Source organism: Hylemonella gracilis (assembly GCF_004328645.1).
Classification (GTDB): Bacteria; Pseudomonadota; Gammaproteobacteria; order Burkholderiales; family Burkholderiaceae_C; genus Hylemonella; species Hylemonella gracilis_B.
In genome coordinates, this window is record NZ_CP031395.1 from 418289 (window position 1) to 436043 (window position 17755).

Here is a 17755-nt window from a genome sequence, read left to right on the forward strand (position 1 = left end):
GTAAGTGCAGCAGCCTCAGCCATGTTTCATTCCATGCGTCGTAACGCCAGAGTAAGCCCTTTACGGGCGTCTTTGGCATGGAATTATCTGGCAGTGACTGAAATCTTTAGCGGAAAAAGGGCGGGAAACACCCTCCTTTTCCCCCCAAAGCCCCTGAGGGCGGGGACTAGCATCTCCCCCAATTCCTCACGGATGCGGACGCGATCAGCAGGGGTTGTCAAGAGGACAACGGCACCATCATCCCGGCTTTTCCAGCCCAGTTCGTGATTTCATGGCCCTCATTTGACCGTTCAACCCAAGGAACACTGTCATGGACTTGCGACTGAACCCCAACCTAACGCTCAACCGCACTCAACCCGACACCGCCCGCAAGGCGGTGATGCCCGACGAATCGCACGGCCCGCAAGGCTTCACCGACGAGTTCAAGGCGGCGCTGCGTGCGGTGAGCAAGTCCCAGAACTACTCTGGCGACCTGCAGCGCCAGGTACAGATGGAAAACCCCAAAGTCAGCCTGGAAGAGACCATGGTGGCCATGCAAAAGGCCCAGATCGGCTTCCAAGCCACCCTGCATGTGCGCAACCGCATGGTGCAGGCCTACACCGACATCATGAACATGTCGGTCTGAGCCCTGAACCAGGGGCTCAAGACGCCGGCGCTCCGGATTCCGCTGCGCCTGGTGTCCGCTCCGTATGAGTTCTCAAGTCAGATGGCGTGAGCCATTGGACCGATTCAGTGCAAGACCTTGGGATGCGCCTTGTCGAAAAGGCCACCCATCATTTCCTCTTCCAGCTGTCCCAGCCACGGCTCGGTCAATTGCCGGATTTCGGCATCATTGCGCAGGATGCGCTGCATGATCTGCGTTTTTTCACGTCGGTCTTCCGGACGCAGGTCTTCTTCACGCGCACGATGGCGTAGCTGCTCGATGAGCACGGCGCACACGCCCTCGTAGCGCATCACCGCTTCAAGATCCTTGGCTCGGGCGGCCTCCAGCATTCGGCGACTGCCATCTTCTATGGACTTGTAGTAGTCAATCAGCATTTGAGACATGGTCAACTCCCGGTTCCTGTGCCACCCACACTGGGGCCAGCGCCTTGCTCTTCAACGGACTTGCCGCCCGAATCGGCGCCTTGCCCCATGGCCTGCGCTCTGATGTCCTTCCAGCTCTGGGCAATCGGCTCCAACAGCGACTGCACTTCCTGCAGCAACGACTCATCATTGCGCGCGTTGGCCAACACCAACTGGCGCATACAGTAGTCGTACAGCGTGGACAAGTTCTGCGCCAGCTCGCCACCGTCAACCCGATCCAGGCTGGTCGAGAGCCCTTCCTCGACGATGCGCAAGGCACGGGAGATGGCGTCAATCTTGGTCGCCAGGTCGTCACGCTGGATGGCGCCACGCGCCCGGACGATTTCGCGCAACACACCCTCAAACAGCAGATTCACGATCTGATGCTGATCGACGGTGTGCATGCTGGTCTCAACGCCGATGCGCCTGTAGGCATCGGCCGCGCCAGGGCGTGCCGGGGAAAACATGGGGTGTTCCGTCCTATCTAAAAATCAAGCCGATACAGAATTCAAGGATGAGCCGCTATTTTGCGCTCCACTGAACTCTATATCGGCACACACCCCGCACCAGTAAAGCCACTCGATCTCAGGAACTGGACTTGTTCCACTGGGCTATTTGCTGCGATATGTAGGTGCTCAGGGAGTTCAAGCTCGCCATCTGCACGTCCAACGCGCTGTATTTGCGATTGAGCTGCTCCTCAATGCGACTGGCCTTGTCATTGACCCTGACTTGCTCGAGCGCATTCGTATCCAGCTCCGTCTGCAAGCTGTCGTCCTTGCGCTTGAAGAAACCCGCCGTACCAAAATTGCCGGTTGTCCCCCCCAGCAGCGCAGTCATCAGACCTTTGAAGCTCTGGCCTATGCCCACGCTGCCACCAGAAACCGCATCTTTGCCCGATTCTGCAACGTTGCTTGCAACGAATGCCAAGCGTGACAGCCCATTGGCATCGGCGTTATTACCATCGATATCAGTCACAGTCATGTTGAAAGCGGTCTGCGTCCCCCCGTAGAGGCTGGTCAGGACCAGCGCACCGCCCGCTGTCGAAGCGGTCACGCCCGTGGATGGATCCGCATTGATCTTGTTGACAATGTCATCAAGGGTATCGGTTGCCGTCACCGCGATATTCACAGTCGCGCCGTTTCCGGCGAACGCACTGGCAAACGCCCCGCCACTCCATGAGCCCAACTGAATGGACAAGGTGCCCTCACCCACCGGCACGCCCGCCCCCACGCTCGCAGTGATGGCGGACTGCGCTTTCGCCGACTCGCTCACGCGGTTGCCAACGAACAAGGTTTTCATTGCATCTGGATTGGCCAAGGCCTGTGTCAGCTTGGCGCTGTCGATTTCCAAATGCCCGTCGGGACGCGAATCGGCGCTGCCCGCGACTCTCACGCCTATGCTGCTGAACGTGGTATAGCCGCCATTGTCAGAACCGAACACAGAGCCCAACGCCGAACGCAAGGATCGCTGCATCGCCAAGAGGGTGCTGTCGCCCTGAAATGCCCCGGCCGTCTCGGTGCTCTCTTCGTACTTGGTCGTTTGATTCAGCAGATCATTCAAATCGTTGTAAGCCTTCACGAAGCCTTCGATATTGGTCTTCATCGCCGAGGTGTCCCGGGTGATGGCGACCGTCGCGGGTGCGGTCGTGACCTTGTTGGCCGTGATCGTCACGCCCGCCACCACATCGGCGAATGTGTTGGTGGCAGAAGTCAGCGCAATGCCGTTCACCGTCACCTCGGCATCGGCCGCAGCCTGCGTTTCGTGAAAGGTGGTGTTCGTGCCATCCGAGAAAATCAGGCGAGACAAGCCAGTGTTATCTGTATCTCCGGCTGGCGCACCGCCCTCCTCCACCGCCAGCGAAAACGCCTTGCTCTCGCCCGTCTCTTTGCTGTTCAGCAGCAGTCGCTGCTGACCCGTTCCCGGATCAGTCATGACCGTGGCCGTCACACCCGCATTGCTGCCGTTGATCTTGCTGGCCACATCGGACAACTTGTCCGTCCCGGAAACAACGATGTCGGTTGTTGTGGCGTTCGGCGCCGTCCCGATGGTTACTTTCAGCGTGCCCGCGCCGACAAAAGCGTTTGCCGCGAAGGCACCAGACGCTGTGGCCCGCGCTGCCGCCACCTGCTGAACCTGCACCGACAAACTGGTGGGCTGAGCACCGCCATTGGCGCTCACCGACACCGCGTCGCTGGATGAAGTGGCTGCGGCCGCATTCCAGCCCGTCACGCTGGCCAGCTTGCTGACTGCAGTATTCAGGGCGTCCGCCAAAGACGTCATCTGTCCCATGAGGGTGATTCTGGCTTCAGTTTGCGTTTTCTCGAGCTTGAGCTTCTCTAGCGGCTTCTTCTCCAATTCCACCAGTTGCGAAACGATGCTCCGGACATCCAGACCATTCGTGCCAATACCCAGCGATGAAATCGTAGCCATGAAAAACTCCTGAACAGCCTGGTCGCCGAAGGGCCCCAGCAGCCGAAATTAGTGCAGATTATGGATTCCGTGCCATCCGCCTGTCACGGCGGATTAAGGGGCACAAAAGGCCATTGTTCTGCCTGTCTCGGTTATCGACCTTGAAGACCGAAACTTGAGGCACGCCCACCCCGATTCGTAACAAACGGAAAAAGGGTTCGTTAATTCCATCATGCAAAACAAAAAGGGCTGGCACCGTTGCCAGTGCCAGCCCTGGAAAGCAGGGCCGGGAATGCACTTCCCCGCCCGACTCCCACCCCAACTTTTACTGCAGCAGCTGCAGCACGCCCTGCGGAATCTGGTTGGCCTGGGCGATCATCGCCGTGCCCGCCTGTTGCAGGATCTGAGCACGCGACAGCGCCGCAGTTTCCGATGCAAAGTCCGCATCCTGGATCCGGCTGCGCGAGGCGGTCATGTTCTCGGCCGTGATGTTCAGGTTGTTGATCGTCGACTCAAAGCGCGACTGCAGGGCACCCAGCTTGGCACGCTCACCGCTGATGAAGGCCAGGGCCGAGTCCACCGTCTTGATCGCGTCGTTGGCCTTGATCACCGAGGTGATGTCCAGGTCCGCCACCTTGTGCAGCGTTGACGACGTGTCAAAGCCCACGTAGGCGTTGGAAGCAGCGACCGTGGCCGCATGGCTCAGCACGAAGGACTTGTTCGAGTCGAACGTCAGGTAGCCGCTCACGATGCTGTTCTGGGCGTTGGTGTCCGCCGCCAGGGTCATCGTGCTCACCGAAGCCAGCGCGCCAGAGGTGTCGGTCTTCATCTTGTTGACCGTCACGGCACCCGCGTTCTGCACCGTGGTGTCGGACACCATGATGTCGTTGCCCGTGGCGTTGGTCAGGATGATGCCGGTGCCGGCCGCGTTCAGGCTGGCCGTCACACCCGTCTTGGACGCCTTGTCGTTGAAGGCCGAGATCGCCGCCGCCAGGCCGCTGGGCGTGTTCGACGTGTCGGTCAGGTTGAAGGTGATCGACTCGGGGTTGTTGCCGTTGTCCGAACGCAGGTTCAGCGTGTAAGCGCCCGTGGCCGCGAAGCTCAGCTGCGCATCCGTACGCGCCTCGGCCGTCACACCGGTGATGGCGGTCTGCTGGTTGACCTTGGTGGCCACCGATTTGGCGGTCTCACTGAGCACCGTGGCAATCGCCGCGCTACCTGCCGCCGCATTGATCGTGAAGGTCTCGGCCAGGACGCCGTTGGCACCCCAGGTCGCACCGGACGCCACCGTTTGAACCGCCGCCACCGTGTTGATGCCTTGGTTGTTGCCGTACACGCTGGTGCGGGCGTTGGCCGTGGCCGCCACGATGGTCTGGTTGGCGTTGGCGCCAATCTGGAACTGGGCCGTGCCGAACGTGCCGTCCAGCAGCTTGGAGCCGTTGAACTCGGTGCTGGTGGAGATGCGGTCCAGTTCGGCAACCAGCTGAGCCACTTCCTGGTTCAGGGCCTGGCGGTCCGAGGCGCTGTTGGTGGCGTTGGCCGATTGCACGGCCAGTTCACGCACCCGCTGCAAGATGGTGCCGGCGGCTCCGAGCGCACCTTCCGTCACCTGCGCCAGGGACACGCCATCGTTGGCGTTGCGCGCGGCTTGGTTCAGGCCACGGATCTGGCTGGTGAAGCGCTCGGAAATCGCCAAGCCAGCGGCGTCGTCCTTGGCGCTGTTGATGCGCAGACCGGACGACAGGCGTTGAATCGCCGTGGTCAGGGACTTGTCGCTGATGCCCTGGTAACGCTGGGCGGACAACGAGTTGATGTTGGTGTTGATAACGGCAGCCATTTGAAAACTCCTGTGCTTTTAGAAAATGGCACTTGCTGCATCAGCGTCGCGCCGGGGGGGGTAATGCCTACTTTTACGAGGCTCTTTGCAGCACCTTGAAACCAGCCAGTGGCCCGCCTCTTGATGTCCGCCGGGTTTCAAAACCCTTTGATCCGTTATCGCCCCAGCCTCGGTCAACTTGAACAGCCCCCCTGGGCAGCCCCCCGTCGTTATCGGGGTGATTTCGGCCCGAAAACGTCGCGCGATCGGCAAGCAAGCCCAAAACTTGAACGGGGAAAAGCGCCCTAGGAATCCCGTTTCACCACAGATCACTTCGGGATTGGCAAGGTGGAGACACCCGGCATCGAACGTCATGACAACGCTGGGCTCGCAGCCGCCATGACTGCGCCACACAGCAAAAAGGGCTGGCACCGTTGCCGGTGCCAGCCCTGGAAAGCAGGGCCGGGAATGCACTTCCCCGCCCGACTCCCACCCCAACTTTTACTGCAGCAACTGCAGCACGCCCTGCGGAATCTGGTTGGCCTGGGCGATCATCGCCGTGCCCGCCTGTTGCAGGATCTGAGCACGCGACAGCGCCGCAGTTTCCGATGCAAAGTCCGCATCCTGGATCCGGCTGCGCGAGGCGGTCAAGTTCTCGGCCGTGATGTTCAGGTTGTTGATCGTCGAATCGAAGCGCGACTGCAGGGCACCCAGCTTGGCACGCTCACCGCTGATGAAGGCCAGGGCCGAGTCCACCGTCTTGATCGCGTCGTTGGCCTTGATCACCGAGGTCACGTCCAGGTCCGCCACCTTGTGCAGCGTCGACGACGTATCCGAGCCGATGTAGGCGTTAGAAGCAGCGACCGTGGCCGCATGGCTCAGCACGAAGGACTTGTTCGAGTCGAACGTCAGGTAGCCGCTCACGATGCTGTTCTGGGCGTTGGTGTCCGCCGCCAGGGTCATCGTGCTCACCGAAGCCAGCGCGCCAGAGGTGTCGGTCTTCATCTTGTTGACCGTCACGGCACCCGCGTTGATCACCGAGGTGTCGGACACCATGATGTCGTTGCCCGTGGAGTTGGTCAGGATGATGCCAGTGCCGGCCGCGTTCAGGCTGGCCGTCACACCCGTCTTGGACGCCTTGTCGTTGAAGGCCGAGATCGCCGCCGCCAGGCCGCTGGGCGTGTTCGACGTGTCGGTCAGGTTGAAGGTGATCGACTCGGGGTTGTTGCCGTTGTCCGAACGCAGGTTCAGCGTGTAAGCGCCCGTGGCCGCGAAGCTCAGCTGCGCATCCGTACGCGCCTCGGCCGTCACACCGGTGACCGACGTTTGCTGGTTGACCTTGGTGGCCACCGATTTGGCGGTCTCACTGAGCACCGTGGCAATCGCCGCGCTACCTGCCGCCGCATTGATCGTGAAGGTCTCGGCCAGGACGCCGTTGGCACCCCAGGTCGCACCGGACGCCACCGTTTGAACCGCCGCCACCGTGTTGATGCCTTGGTTGTTGCCGTACACGCTGGTGCGGGCGTTGGCCGTGGCCGCCACGATGGTCTGGTTGGCGTTGGCGCCAATCTGGAACTGGGCCGTGCCGAACGTGCCGTCCAGCAGCTTGGAGCCGTTGAACTCGGTGCTGGTGGAAATGCGGTCCAGTTCAGAAACAAGCTGGGCCACTTCCGAGTTCAGGGCCTGGCGGTCCGAGGCGCTGTTGGTGGCGTTGGCCGATTGCACGGCCAGTTCACGCACCCGCTGCAGGATGTCGCTGGCGGCCTTCAAGGCGCCTTCCGTGGTCTGCGCCAGGGACACGCCGTCGTTGGCGTTGCGCGCGGCTTGGTTCAGGCCACGGATCTGGCTGGTGAAGCGCTCGGAAATCGCCAAGCCAGCGGCGTCGTCCTTGGCGCTGTTGATGCGCAGACCGGACGACAGGCGTTGAATCGCCGTGGTCAGGGACTTGTCGCTGATGCCCTGGTAACGCTGAGCAGACAATGAATTGATATTGGTGTTAATGACGGCTGCCATTTGAAACTCCTGTGTGAAAAAAATAGCACTGGCTGCCACAGCTCCGTGCCGGCTGGTCTTCGTCCACTTTTTGCTGGGTGGCTCTTTGCAACATCTTTGAAACTCGCCTGAAGAGACTGGCCTCTCGATGCTTGCCGGGTTTTGAAACCCTGTGATCCGTTATCGTCCCGGCCTCACCGAACTTGAGCGGCACTGCATGACGCATCGCGATTTATCGCCGTAGCGCTTGTCAGCGCTGAATTCAAGGCGCTCTTAATCGGCAAGTTCGCCCAAAAACTTAAGCCGAAAAAACAAACTCCTGCCCCTTCTTCATCGAAGTTCGCCAAGGCTGGCAGAGTGGAAGCCCCCGGCATCGAACGTCGTGACGACGCTGGGCTCGCAGCCGCCATGACTGCGCCACACAGCAAAAAGGGCTGGCACCGTTGCCAGTGCCAGCCCTGGAAAGCAGGGCCGGGAATGCACTTCCCCGCCCGACTCCCACCCCAACTTTTACTGCAGCAGCTGCAGCACGCCCTGCGGAATCTGGTTGGCCTGGGCGATCATCGCCGTGCCCGCCTGTTGCAGGATCTGAGCACGCGACAGCGCCGCAGTTTCCGATGCAAAGTCCGCATCCTGGATCCGGCTGCGCGAGGCGGTCATGTTCTCGGCCGTGATGTTCAGGTTGTTGATCGTCGACTCAAAGCGCGACTGCAGGGCACCCAGCTTGGCACGCTCACCGCTGATGAAGGCCAGGGCCGAGTCCACCGTCTTGATCGCGTCGTTGGCCTTGATCACCGAGGTGATGTCCAGGTCCGCCACCTTGTGCAGCGTCGACGACGTGTCAAAGCCCACGTAGGCGTTGGAAGCAGCGACCGTGGCCGCATGGCTCAGCACGAAGGACTTGTTCGAGTCGAACGTCAGGTAGCCGCTCACGATGCTGTTCTGGGCGTTGGTGTCCGCCGCCAGAGTCATCGTGCTCACCGAAGCCAGCGCGCCAGAGGTGTCGGTCTTCATCTTGTTGACCGTCACGGCACCCGCGTTCTGCACCGTGGTGTCGGACACCATGATGTCGTTGCCCGTGGCGTTGGTCAGGATGATGCCGGTGCCGGCCGCGTTCAGGCTGGCCGTCACACCCGTCTTGGATGCCTTGTCGTTGAAGGCCGAGATCGCCGCCGCCAGGCCGCTGGGCGTGTTCGACGTGTCGGTCAGGTTGAAGGTGATCGACTCGGGGTTGTTGCCGTTGTCCGAACGCAGGTTCAGCGTGTAAGCGCCCGTGGCCGCGAAGCTCAGTTGCGCACTCGCACGCGCCTCGGCCGTCACACCGGTGATGGCGGTCTGCTGGTTGACCTTGGTGGCCACCGATTTGGCGGTCTCATTGAGCACCGTGGCAATCGCCGCGCTACCTGCCGCCGCATTGATCGTGAAGGTCTCGGCCAGGACGCCGTTGGCACCCCAGGTCGCACCGGACGCCACCGTTTGAACCGCCGCCACCGTGTTGATGCCTTGGTTGTTGCCGTACACGCTGGTGCGGGCGTTGGCCGTGGCCGCCACGATGGTCTGGTTGGCGTTGGCGCCAATCTGGAACTGGGCCGTGCCGAACGTGCCGTCCAGCAGCTTGGAGCCGTTGAACTCGGTGCTGGTGGAGATGCGGTCCAGTTCGGCAACCAGCTGAGCCACTTCCTGGTTCAGGGCCTGGCGGTCCGAGGCGCTGTTGGTGGCGTTGGCCGATTGCACGGCCAGTTCACGCACCCGCTGCAAGATGGTGCCGGCGGCTCCGAGCGCACCTTCCGTCACCTGCGCCAGGGACACGCCATCGTTGGCGTTGCGCGCGGCTTGGTTCAGGCCACGGATCTGGCTGGTGAAGCGCTCGGAAATCGCCAAGCCAGCGGCGTCGTCCTTGGCGCTGTTGATGCGCAGACCGGACGACAGGCGTTGAATCGCCGTGGTCAGGGACTTGTCGCTGATGCCCTGGTAACGCTGGGCGGACAACGAGTTGATGTTGGTGTTGATAACGGCAGCCATTTGAAAACTCCTGTGCTTTTAGAAAATGGCACTTGCTGCATCAGCGTCGCGCCGGGGGGGGTAATGCCTACTTTTACGAGGCTCTTTGCAGCACCTTGAAACCAGCCAGTGGCCCGCCTCTTGATGTCCGCCGGGTTTCAAAACCCTTTGATCCGTTATCGCCCCAGCCTCGGTCAACTTGAACAGCCCCCCTGGGCAGCCCCCCGTCGTTATCGGGGTGATTTCGGCCCGAAAACGTCGCGCGATCGGCAAGCAAGCCCAAAACTTGAACGGGGAAAAGCGCCCTAGGAATCCCGTTTCACCACAGATCACTTCGTAGGATTCCCCGCCAGAAATAAAAAGAGCCGGTGCCCTTTGCAGGTACACCGGCTTCACAGGAGGGCAAGGCGCTAGGCCTGCCACGGGAAAACTTCTAGAAATCACGCGCCGGGGCGGCGCGTTGGCGCCGCCCCGGCCTGCGGCGAATTAACGCAGCAGGGCCAGCACGCCTTGCGGCAGCTGGTTGGCCTGGGCGATCATCGCCGTGCCCGCCTGTTGCAGGATCTGAGCACGCGACAGGTTGGCCGTTTCCGCCGCGAAATCCGCATCAACGATCCGGCTGCGCGAGGAGGTCAAGTTCTCGGCCGTGATGTTCAGGTTGTTGATCGTCGAATCGAAGCGCGACTGCAGGGCACCCAGCTTGGCACGCTCACCGCTGATGAAGGCCAGGGCCGAGTCCACCGTCTTGATCGCGTCGTTGGCCTTGATCACCGAGGTCACGTCCAGGTCCGCCACCTTGTGCAGCGTCGACGACGTATCCGAACCGATGTAGGCACCCGAGTTGGCGACCGTGGTCGCATGGCTCAGCACGAAGGACTTGTTCGAGTCGAACGTCAGGTAGCCGCTCACGATGCTGTTCTGGGCGTTGGTGTCCGCCGCCAGGGTCATCGTGCTCACCGAAGCCAGCGCGCCAGAGGTGTCGGTCTTCATCTTGTTGACCGTCACGGCACCCCCGTTGATCACCGTGGTGTCGGACACCATGATGTCGTTGCCCGTGGAGTTGGTCAGGATGATGCCGGTGCCGGCCGTGTTCAGGCTGGCCGTCACACCCGTCTTGGACGCCTTGTCGTTGAAGGCCGAGATCGCCGCCGCCAGGCCGCTGGGCGTGCTCGCCGAGTCGGACAGGTTGAAGGTGATCGACTCGGGGTTGTTGCCGTTGTCCGAGCGCAGCGCCAGCGTGTAGGCACCGGTGGCCGCGAAGGTCAGTTGCGCATCCGTACGCGCCTCGGCCGTCACACCGGTGACCGACGTTTGCTGGTTGACCTTGGTGGCCACCGACTGGGCGGTTTCATTGAGCGCCGTGGCAATCGCCGCGCTACCTGCCGCCGCATTGATCGTGAAGGTCTCGGCCAGGACAGCGTTGGCACCCCAGGTCGCACCGGACGCCACCGTTTGAACCGCCGCCACCGTGTTGATGGCTTGGTTGTTGCCGTACACGCTGGTGCGGGCGTTGGCCGTGGCCGCCACGATGGTCTGGTTGGCGTTGGCGCCAATCTGGAACTGGGCCGTGCCGAACGTGCCGTCCAGCAGCTTGGCACCGTTGAACTCGGTGCTGGTGGAAATGCGGTCCAGTTCGGCAACGAGTTGCCCAACTTCCGAGTTCAGGGCCTGGCGGTCCGAGGCGCTGTTGGTGGCGTTGGCCGATTGCACGGCCAGTTCACGCACCCGCTGCAGGATGTCGCTGGCGGCCTTCAAGGCGCCTTCCGTGGTCTGCGCCAGGGACACGCCGTCGTTGGCGTTGCGCGCGGCTTGGTTCAGACCGCGGATCTGAGCGGTGAAGCGCTCGGAAATCGCCAAGCCAGCGGCGTCGTCCTTGGCGCTGTTGATGCGCAGACCGGACGACAGGCGTTGAATCGCCGTGGTCAGGGACTTGTCGCTGATGCCCTGGTAACGCTGGGCGGACAGCGAGTTGATGTTGGTATTGATAACAGATGCCATTGCAGATCTCCTGAATTAACAGCACTCTGGAAAAACAGCTAGCTGGGAGATGGCGTCTCCTCAGCAAGCAACTCGGGCGGGCCCCTTGAACGCAAAGACTTTGGTGTTTGGCGCGAGGGATCTCATGCCAAAGACCAAACCCCCCTGCAGGGACCAGTCCTCAGCTTCTGCATCGGCCTCTAGCAGCAGGAACTTTAGAACTAAAGCGAGAAAAGAGCCATTTTTCCAGCCCTTTTCTTCGCTTAAAAGAAGAATAAGCGTTCACTCTCATCCGTTTGACGCCATCCCCCCGGGTGAGCGCGCCTCTCGGCAGGCTGAGCGGGAACTTGAGACTTGAATTTGAAAACTGGCAGGTTTCCACCCCATTTATCCAGCTTACGCCCGCAGACCCGCCACCCACAATCTTTCCCACGCAATGCCGGTTCCGTCTCATGGAGTCATGGCATGGAACCCGGCCTATCCCGCGAGGTGGAGGCCGCAACCCTGAACTTGAACTGAAGGAGTTTTCAATGGCAGCCGTCATCAATACCAACATCAACTCGCTGACCGCCCAGCGAAACCAGGGCATCAGCGACAAGTCGTTGAGCACGGCGATCCAACGCCTGTCGTCCGGCCTGCGCATCAACAGCGCCAAGGACGACGCCGCCGGCCTGGCGATTTCCGAGCGCTTCACCAGCCAGATCCGCGGCCTGACGCAAGCCGCCCGCAACGCCAACGACGGCATTTCGCTGGCCCAGGTGACGGAAGGTGCCATGGGCGCCGCCAGCGCCATCCTGCAGCGGGTGCGTGAACTGGCCGTGCAGTCGGCCAACGCCACCAACAGCGCAGGTGACCGCCAAGCCCTGAACCAGGAAGTGATTCAACTGGTCGCCGAACTGGACCGCATCGCCGCCACCACCGAATTCAACGGCCAGAAACTGCTGGACGGCACCTTCGGCACAGCCCAGTTCCAGATTGGCGCCAACGCCAACCAGACCATCGTGGCGGCCACGGCCAATCTGCGCACCGGCGTGTACGGCAACAACCAGGCCCTGAACACGGTAACGGCCGCACAGTCCGTGGCATCCGGCGCGACCTTCGGCGCCAACGGCATGTCGAGCGAAGCCTTCACCATCAACGCTGCGGCGGGCAGCGCAGCGGTCAACGTGGCGGCGAACGAAACCGCCAAATCGGTGGCCGTCAAAGTCAATCAGGTGACGCCGGCCACAGGCGTGACGGCCGAAGCCCGGACCAATCTGCTGATGACCTTCCAATCCGTCGGCGCTCACACCCTGACCATCCAGTCGGACAACGGCACACCGGAGCCAATCTCCTTCTCGATCTCGAACCCAGGCACCCCCGATGGACTTTCCAATGCCATCGCCGCCGTCAACGAAAAATCGTCCAAGACCGGCGTGATTGCGAGCCTGAACGCAGCAGGTACCGCCCTGGTGCTGACCAACATCACGGGCAACGACATCATGGTGTCCGACACGTCGGTGATCAACGCAGGCGACGTCACGGTCGCGAAGATGCGACCTGACAGCAGCGGTGCGCTGTCCGCAGTCAGCACCATGACCCTGACGGCGGACTCCGCCGGACAAAATGCCATCGTCAGCGGCTACCTGACCTTCGACTCGAACAAGTCCTTCGTTCTGAGCCACGCAGCCGGCGGCACGGTCGCGGCTTCCAATGCCTACGTGGGCGCGGACACATCGTCAACCTTGCACAAGGTGGCGGACCTGGACGTGACGACGGTGGACAAGTCGAACGACGCGCTCAAGACGGTGGACTCGGCCCTGGCCTTCGTCAGCGGTGAGCGTGCCAAGCTGGGTGCCCTGCAGTCGCGTTTTGAATCGACCGTCAACGCCTTGCAGATCACGACCGAGAACCTGTCTGCCTCTCGCAGCCGCATCATGGATGCGGACTTCGCGGCGGAAACCGCGGCGCTGTCGCGCGCGCAGATTCTTCAGCAGGCGGGCACAGCCATGGTGGCGCAAGCCAACCAGATTCCGCAAGGCGTGTTGCAGTTGCTGCAAGGCTAAATTCGGCCTTCGGTCACCCGGGAAGGCACGTCACACCACATGTGTGAACGTGCCCTTTCTTTTTGCGGTTCCCATTTGATTATCCGAGTCCACCGTGCCCGCTCCCACCACTCAGCAGCAAGCCGACCCCAGTGCCGTCAGGATCAGCCAGGCCTTTCTGAAGCATGACTGGCCCGAAGTAGTCCGCCTGTGCCGCCTGACATTGCGCAAGAACGGACGGCATCTGCGCTCGCATCAGATGCTGGGTTTTGCGCTGAACAAACTGCGCAAGACGGATCAGGCCATCGCCGCCTATCGCCAAGGCGCCGCACTCCACCCGGAAGATGCTGACCTATTGATCAATTACGTTCAGATCCTGATGCAGGAGGGACAGGTCACCACGGCCTACCCCATACTGAAAAAAATCTGTACCCTGCGGCCGGACAAATCTCTCAGCTGGATTCATCTGGCTCGGGCCTGTTATCCCTTGACACAGCACGAAGAAGGCTTAGCTGCAGCCAACAAGGCCTGGGAGCTTGCCGAGTCCACCGAGGACAAAATCGGCGCGCTCAATCAACGTGCCATCCACAGGCGCGAACTGGGACAAGTGCATGAAGCGGTGGAAGATTGCAAGCTGGCCATCACCCTGAGTCCGAGGGATATCGCCCACCACACCAACCTGTTGCTCTTCATGCTGGCCGACCCCGATGCCAACACACAACAGATCACCGCTGCAGCCCGCGAGTACGCCTCGGTCTTCGAAACACCGCTCAAACCATTTTGGCCAGATCACGCGGCGCGCCGCCACGGCCCCTGGCGGCGACTGAAAGTGGGTTTTCTGTCGCCGGACTTTCGGATGCATGCCGTGATGTACTTCGTCGAAGGACTGTTGTCGCAACTGGACCGCCGCCAATTCGAGGTCTACGCTTTCTACCTCTCGCCCACGGACGACGATGTGACCGCGCGGGTGCGCTACCACGCGGATCATTTCATCAAGGTATCCGACAAAAACGCGCAAGAGCAGGCCCAGGCCATCCAGGATGCGGAGATCGACATTCTGATTGACTTGGCCGGACACACCGGCGGCAATGGGTTGTCGGCGATGGTTCGCAAACCGGCTCCCTTGCAGGTATCGTGGATCGGCTACCCGGCCACCACAGGACTGAGCGCCGTTGATTACAAGTTCACGGACGACGTCACCGACCCGCCGGATGCCGATGACCAGTACAGCGAACATCTGTACCGCCTGCCCACCTTTTTCTGCTGCTACCGCCCGCACAGCCGCAGCCCGCTCTGGCGCTATCAACCTGCTTACAGTGTCAAACCCACACCGGCGCTGACAAATGGCTTCATCACCTTCGGCTCCTGCAACAACCTGGGCAAACTCACCGATGAAGTGCTCACACTCTGGGGCAAGATTCTGGCTGCGGTCCCCAATTCACGCTTGCTGATCGAAGGCAAGGGTTTGGAGCAGAGTGATTTTGCCGCCGATTACCGGGCCCGTTGCGCCCGCCTGGGAATCGACCTGAACCGACTCGATCTGGTGCGACTGGACAACCGCAATCAATACCTGACTTACCACCGGATCGACATTGCGCTTGATCCCTTTCCGCTCACGGGCGGCACGACTTCATTTGACTTGCTGTGGATGGGTTTGCCCATGGTCACGATGGAAGGCAATAGCTTCAAAAGCCGCATGGGCACAGGCTTGCTGACCTACTTGGGGCGCACCGAATGGCTGACCCAGACCAAAGACGACTATCTGCGCATTGCGTGCGAACTGGCTGCTGACGTCGACGCACTCAACACCTTGCGCCTAGGCTTGCGTCGTGAGGTGGAGCAATCCGTACTGATGCGCGAAGACATATTCAACCACCACTTTGGCGAAGGACTGCGCGTGATGTGGCTGCAGTGGCTGGCCCAAGGCGAACACCCCGATGACATCGAGGCGCAAGGCAAGCTGATCGAAAGCTGGCTACCCCAAGCCCCGACCGAGTGGGCACTGCCACCCGAGCCGGGCGTGGGCTTGGCGCCTGGCCAACGCGTCTCGCTCCATGAAGCCCATCAAAAGCTGGAAGCACTTCTGGTCAGGGCCAAGCAGCACGCACAAGAGCGCACCGCCCTTCAGGATAGCGCCAGTGAAAACATGGCCGGACAGATTACTCACCGCAGCTGGCGAGAAGTGACGGATCTGGCTGAGCGCATTCTTTGCGCCGTTCCCAACGACCCGGTGGCCTTGAGCTATCTGGCCGAAGTGGAACATGCCCACGGCCACACGGAATTCGCAGTCACGTACCTGCGCTACGCGCAGGAAGCCCTCGTCGCGCGCACAAACTGAAGGGCGGGGGGGCTGAAAGATGCCCACCAGTTGGCGATGCGCATGCTGGCGCGTCGCCAACCGTTTCACTTGCGCTTCAGAAAGCCGTCCGGCGCCACCGTGACTTGTAGCTTGTGTGGCATCGCAGCATCGATCTCGAATTCCGGATGATCTTTCAAGTACGCACGCACCGCCGTCTTGGGATTGTCGCCAGGCGACCAGGGACGATCAGGGAACAGGTCGGCAGGCATGTCTTCGACAAAAGTATCGAAGACCACGCAATAACAACCCGATGTGACCAGTGGCGCATACGCAGCCAGTTCGGCCATGACATGGTCGTGCGTGTGCATCGAATCCAGACAAACCATGATGCGCTTGTAATCTCGTGCATACGACTTCACTTGCGCGATCACATCGGGAGCCACGCTCGATCCCTGGATCATGTCGATCTTGTGCGCCATAGGATGCGCCTCGATCGCCGCGCGATTGTGCTCACGAATGTCGATGTCCAGACCCAAAACACGACGCTTGCTGGCACGAGGATCCAGCACGGCGCCAGCCTGAACCGCATCACAGTAGTCCAGCATGGTCAACAATGACGCACTCAGGATGAGGGAACCGCCATGCGCGATTCCGGTTTCAATGATGAGGTCGGGTCGCGTGGTCCAGACCAGCTCCTGCATGGCCACCATGTCTTGCGGGTACTGAATGATCGGACGCCCAAGCCAGTCGAAGTTGTAGACATAGCGCCTGCGCATGGAAGCCTCTAACCACGCCTGTGACTGGGCGGTGAAGGCCGTGTCTTGAGGATAGCCAGCGATCTGCTGACGGCGTTCCCCGGCAAATTGCTGGATCGGATCGGTCATGAAAAGAAGCTCCTGAAAAATCAAGTCAGAACGGACAAGGCGGAACGCGGCCGATAGCCGAACTCCGTGCGAATACGTTGCGTATCAATCGGTGCGAAATGCGTTGTGGGCGCATTGGGCATCACCTCCACCGCGCAGCCGGTTTGCATCGTCAATTGCTGCACCCATTGCTTATGCAAGGTCTGCACGCCACTGGCTACGTTATAGAGGCGCTCACGCCCCTGCGCGGCGATGCGTGGCAGCAATTCGGCCACGTCATCGATGTGAATGTAGTCCTTGGCGGAATCCAGGGCAGTCTGCAACACGATCCGACCCGCACGCGCTTCGCGCAAGAGACTGGGAACGAAGTTGGCCGAATCCTCATCGTCGCCACCGACCACGTTGGACAGCCGCACCACGCGCACCCCGGAGCGCCCACCATGCAAACACAGGGACTCTCCCATGAGCTTGGAGAGGTTGTAAAGATCCGAGGGGTCCTGAGCCAGCATGGGCAGCGGCGCGTCCTCGCGCCCGTGGCTAGCACGCCCGTATACCCGGGTCGACGACAGATAGAGCAGGCTCTCGAAGTCAGTGCGCTGAAGCACCTCGGCCAGCAGACTCACATGCGCCTGAACGGTGTCGTAGGGTCGCTGGCGAAAATCGGCCGTCAACCCGATGGCATAGATGACATGCCCCAAAGGGCGCTGGTACAAGCTTGCATCGCCACGCACGGGTGCGTGAACGGCTTCTCCCATGCCACGCAACTGCGCGACGAGGCGGCGGCCGATGACGCCCGAGGCCCCCAACACGGTCCAGTTCACCGCCGCTCTCCCACCGCGCGCAAAGGTTGCCCCGCATACACGGTATAGGCGGCGAGCTCGCCACGCACCAGGCTGCCCGCTCCCACCACGCAACCGCGCCGCAACACGGCACCGTCGAGCAAAACGCAGTTGGCGCCGATCCAGACATCGTCCTCGATCACAATGCCGCCCTTGCCGGGCAAAAATCCCTGCTCCATGATCAGGCGCGACTTGTCCTTGTACGCATGGTTCACCGGGGCAAACGTGCAGTTGGCGGCAATCGCCACATGGTTGCCGATGGTGATGCCCTGTCCTGTGTACAACACGCAGCCTGAGTTGATGACGACCTGCTCGCCGATCACCAAGTCGCCACTACCCCCGGCGGGTTTGACCTTCACGAAGCTGTCGATGACCGAGCGCGCGCCCACCACGATGCGGCTTCCCCGCGTGGAGTCTTCGATATCAGCCAGAGGCGATATTCTGGCGCTGGGCTCAATGAGCAGCATGGT

General features: G+C 61.3%; 13 protein-coding genes. 3 read left to right on the forward strand and 10 right to left on the reverse strand.

All coding sequences use genetic code 11. The annotated features are described in order from the left end of the window. Nucleotides 1-310 precede the first annotated feature (310 nt). Nucleotides 311-625 carry a flagellar hook-basal body complex protein FliE gene (fliE, locus tag DW355_RS02020; protein ID WP_131277611.1) on the forward strand — a complete coding sequence of 105 codons (315 nt, stop codon included), beginning with the start codon at nt 311-313 and terminating at the stop codon, nt 623-625. 104 nt (nt 626-729) lie between these two features. Here the strand turns inward: fliE and DW355_RS02025 are convergent, their stop codons facing one another. The 7 genes from DW355_RS02025 to DW355_RS02055 form a co-directional block, all read right to left on the reverse strand. After that, complete coding sequence (locus DW355_RS02025) at nt 730-1047, reverse strand: flagellar protein FliT (protein WP_131277613.1); 318 nt, start codon at nt 1045-1047, stop codon at nt 730-732. Nucleotides 1048-1049: 2 nt separating this feature from the next. Beyond that, complete coding sequence (fliS, locus tag DW355_RS02030) at nt 1050-1532, reverse strand: flagellar export chaperone FliS (protein ID WP_131277615.1); 483 nt, start codon at nt 1530-1532, stop codon at nt 1050-1052. 118 nt (nt 1533-1650) lie between these two features. Further along, entirely contained in the window at nt 1651-3495 is a 1845-nt protein-coding gene (fliD, locus tag DW355_RS02035) for a flagellar filament capping protein FliD (RefSeq protein ID WP_131277617.1), read from the reverse strand. Nucleotides 3496-3799: 304 nt separating this feature from the next. Then, nucleotides 3800-5311, reverse strand: coding sequence for a flagellin (locus tag DW355_RS02040; RefSeq protein ID WP_131277619.1), 1512 nt, complete (start codon nt 5309-5311; stop codon nt 3800-3802). A 480-nt stretch (nt 5312-5791) separates the two neighbouring features. Further along, the gene (locus DW355_RS02045) at nt 5792-7303 is read right to left on the reverse strand and encodes a flagellin (RefSeq protein ID WP_131277621.1); all 1512 of its coding nucleotides are present in this window, start codon (nt 7301-7303) and stop codon (nt 5792-5794) included. A 489-nt stretch (nt 7304-7792) separates the two neighbouring features. Next, nucleotides 7793-9304 (reverse strand): flagellin, encoded by a 1512-nt coding sequence (locus tag DW355_RS02050; RefSeq protein WP_131277623.1) that lies wholly within the window; start codon nt 9302-9304, stop codon nt 7793-7795. 465 nt (nt 9305-9769) lie between these two features. Beyond that, on the reverse strand, nt 9770-11281 hold the full coding sequence (locus DW355_RS02055) for a flagellin (protein WP_131277625.1): 1512 nt from the start codon (nt 11279-11281) through the stop codon (nt 9770-9772). Between the two features lie 509 nt (nt 11282-11790). Here DW355_RS02055 and DW355_RS02060 point away from each other — a divergent pair. After that, nucleotides 11791-13305 (forward strand): flagellin, encoded by a 1515-nt coding sequence (locus tag DW355_RS02060; RefSeq protein WP_131277627.1) that lies wholly within the window; start codon nt 11791-11793, stop codon nt 13303-13305. Nucleotides 13306-13399: 94 nt separating this feature from the next. Next, entirely contained in the window at nt 13400-15622 is a 2223-nt protein-coding gene (locus tag DW355_RS02065) for a tetratricopeptide repeat protein (protein ID WP_131277629.1), read from the forward strand. Between the two features lie 65 nt (nt 15623-15687). On the opposite strand, the gene DW355_RS02070 is transcribed toward DW355_RS02065, so the two are convergent. From DW355_RS02070 to DW355_RS02080, 3 genes are read right to left on the reverse strand one after another with little or no spacing between them, the layout of a single operon-like run. Beyond that, complete coding sequence (locus tag DW355_RS02070; protein ID WP_131277631.1) at nt 15688-16467, reverse strand: cephalosporin hydroxylase family protein; 780 nt, start codon at nt 16465-16467, stop codon at nt 15688-15690. A 20-nt stretch (nt 16468-16487) separates the two neighbouring features. After that, nucleotides 16488-17267, reverse strand: coding sequence for an NAD-dependent epimerase/dehydratase family protein (locus DW355_RS02075; RefSeq protein ID WP_242671274.1), 780 nt, complete (start codon nt 17265-17267; stop codon nt 16488-16490). Then, nucleotides 17264-17752: an acyltransferase gene (locus DW355_RS02080; RefSeq protein WP_131277633.1), complete on the reverse strand. Its 489-nt coding sequence runs from the start codon at nt 17750-17752 to the stop codon at nt 17264-17266. The genes DW355_RS02075 and DW355_RS02080 overlap by 4 nt, the downstream gene beginning before the upstream one ends. Nucleotides 17753-17755 lie beyond the last annotated feature (3 nt).